Source organism: Mesorhizobium sp. M7A.F.Ca.CA.002.05.1.1 (assembly GCF_003998335.1).
In the GTDB taxonomy this organism is placed as follows: Bacteria; Pseudomonadota; Alphaproteobacteria; order Rhizobiales; family Rhizobiaceae; genus Mesorhizobium.
Genome location: NZ_RZQI01000866.1, coordinates 1 through 2,477 on the forward strand (window position 1 = coordinate 1; position 2,477 = coordinate 2,477).

The 2,477-nt window shown below is 64.6% G+C and carries 2 protein-coding genes and 1 pseudogene; all 3 read right to left on the bottom strand.

Going from position 1 to position 2,477, the window contains the following annotated elements; all coding sequences use genetic code 11:
• Nucleotides 1-305 (bottom strand): annotated as a pseudogene (locus EN939_RS29695) (RES domain-containing protein); the annotation flags it as partial.
• Complete coding sequence (locus EN939_RS29700) at nt 299-721, bottom strand: MbcA/ParS/Xre antitoxin family protein (RefSeq protein WP_127271235.1); 423 nt, start codon at nt 719-721, stop codon at nt 299-301. The pseudogene EN939_RS29695 and the gene EN939_RS29700, both read right to left, overlap by 7 nt.
• A gap of 370 nt (nt 722-1,091) precedes the next feature.
• A partial coding sequence (locus EN939_RS29710; RefSeq protein WP_164751334.1) for an aldehyde dehydrogenase family protein occupies nt 1,092-2,477 on the bottom strand: 1,386 nt, incomplete at its 5' end.

Consider the following 2,477-nt stretch of genomic DNA (forward strand, 5'->3'; position numbering starts at 1 on the left):
GCATAGTAGATGCCGTAGCTGCCATCCGAGAAGCGGCCTGGCCTCAGCGTCGAGCAGTGCACGAAGGGCGCCATCACGAAGCTGGCGCCGGGGCCGGAAACCCGCCTTGCGGCCGACACCTTGCCGAGGTCGCCGATCTCGAACCTTATGCGCGGGTTGGTCTTCGCCTCGACCGAGGCCAGCGCCTCCCAGTCGCGCGGGTCGGCAATGTCCTCGAACAGGTCGATGGGCGGATGGATGGAGCGGATGATGCGGAAGGTCTGGGGCCAGTCAACGCGGCGCCTGACCGCAAGTCCACTCACCATGCGCCACGCTCCGCATCGAGCCATTCGCGCATCGCCGAGAGATCGGAGATTTCGCCGCGCAGCATCAGGTCGAGGGCCGACTGGCCGCCGAAGGTGGCATTGGGCTTGCGGATCCAGGCGTAGCCGCGTGCCGGCTCCGTGAACAGATAGCGCAGGCCCTTATGGATGCCCATCAGATGCGCCATGCGGGTGCGCAGGTCGCGGTCGATCCTGCCGACGCCGCCTTCTTTCGCCCCAGTCTTCCAACGCGCCCAGGTCCGGGCCGACATGCCGCCGAGCAGGATGCAGGCCTCCAGGTCAGTGAGGTTCCAGGCCTTGAACAGATTAACCGTGGTGCGCGCCAGCGCGCCGGCCTCGTCATCCGATATGACGCTGCCAACCGTGGCCGGTGTCGTGACAATGGACTGAAGCTGCATTTTGTTGCCTCGCTATTGGCAGATATATAGCATGAATTTGCCAATTGGCAAGGAGATCAGCAAGGCAGGGCCATCGCTTTCAGGCCAATGACGGCTTCCGTCTTGTGAAGGCCACCAATCGCCAAAGTCGGCGCCGCCCCTCATCCGCCTGCCGGCACCTTCTCCCCGGATAGTGACGGGGAGAAGGTAGCTGGCCGCATCGCTGGCGCCTATTCTGCAACATTGGAGATTGGCGAAACCGTCCATGACGGCGTCTTTCTCCCCGTCACTATACGGGGAGAAATGCCCGGCAGGGCAATGAGGGCCGGCGCTGACCTCGGCGATACCGGACGGACAGCGCGCCACATATCGTGGCGCGCCCTGACCAATTTTACTCCGCCGCCTCATACCCCGCGATGCCCTTGATCTCCAAAAAATCCTCGAGCCCGTATTCGGCATATTCGCGGCCATTGCCCGACTGCTTGTAGCCGCCGAACGGCAGGCCGGCGTCCCACTGGGGATAGTTGATGTAGACATTGCCGGTGCGCATGCGCGCCGCCACTTCGCGCGCCTTCTTCATGTCCTTGGCCTGGATGTAGGAGGCGAGGCCATAGACGGTGTCGTTGGCGGTCTCGACCACCTCGTCGACGCTGTCGTAGGGCATGATCGCCAGCACCGGCCCAAAGATCTCCTCGCGCGCGATGCGCATGTCGTGGGTGACGTCGGCGAACACCGTCGGCCTGACGTAATAGCCGCGGTTGAGTTCGGCCGGACGGCCGGGGCCGCCGGCGACCAGCGTCGCACCTTCATCGATGCCGGCCTGGATCAGGTCCTGGATCTTGTCGAACTGGATCTGGCTGACGACCGGGCCAAGCTTGGTGCCGGCAGCGTCGGCGGGGCCGACGGTGAACTTTTCCGCCGCGGCCTTGGCATAGCCGGCCGCCTCGTCATGGCGGTCGCGCGGCACGAACATGCGCGTCGGCGCGTTGCAGGACTGGCCGCTGTTGCTGAAGCAGCCGGCGACGCCCTTGCTGACGGCGCTTGCGAGGTCGACATCCCCGAACAGGATGTTGGCCGACTTGCCGCCAAGCTCCTGATGCACGCGCTTGACCGTGTCGGCGGCGGCCTTGGCCACCAGGATGCCGGCACGGGTTGAACCGGTGAACGACATCATGTCGATGTCGGGGTGGCTGGACAGCGCCTGGCCGACGCCCGGTCCGTCGCCATTGACGAGGTTGAAGACACCCTTCGGCACGCCGGCCTCGTCGAGGATTTCGGCGAAGATGATGGCGTCGAGCGGCGCGATCTCGGAGGGCTTCAGCACCATCGTGCAGCCGGCGGCAAGCGCCGGGCCGACCTTGCAGGTGATCTGGTTGAGCGGCCAGTTCCACGGCGTGATCAGCCCGACGACGCCGATCGGCTCCTTGACCACCAGATGGTTGCCCTTGACGTGGCGGAATTCGAAAGTCTTCAGCACGTCGGCCATCTTCTGCAGATGCGCAAGACCGATGCCGACCTGGCTGTCCAACGCCATCTGGCGCGGCGCGCCCATCTCGCGTGACACAGCGACGGCAAGATCGCCACTGCGCTTCTTGTAGACCGCGATGATGCGGTTCAACAGGTCGAGCCGCTCGCCAACCTCGGTGAAACCAAAGCTGTTGAAGGCGCGCTTGGCGGCGGCCACCGCTTTGTCGACATCGGCCTTGGAGCCGAGCGAAATCTGCGCAAAGGCGTCCTCATTCGAGGGATCGATGACATCGAAAGCGTTGGGCACAAC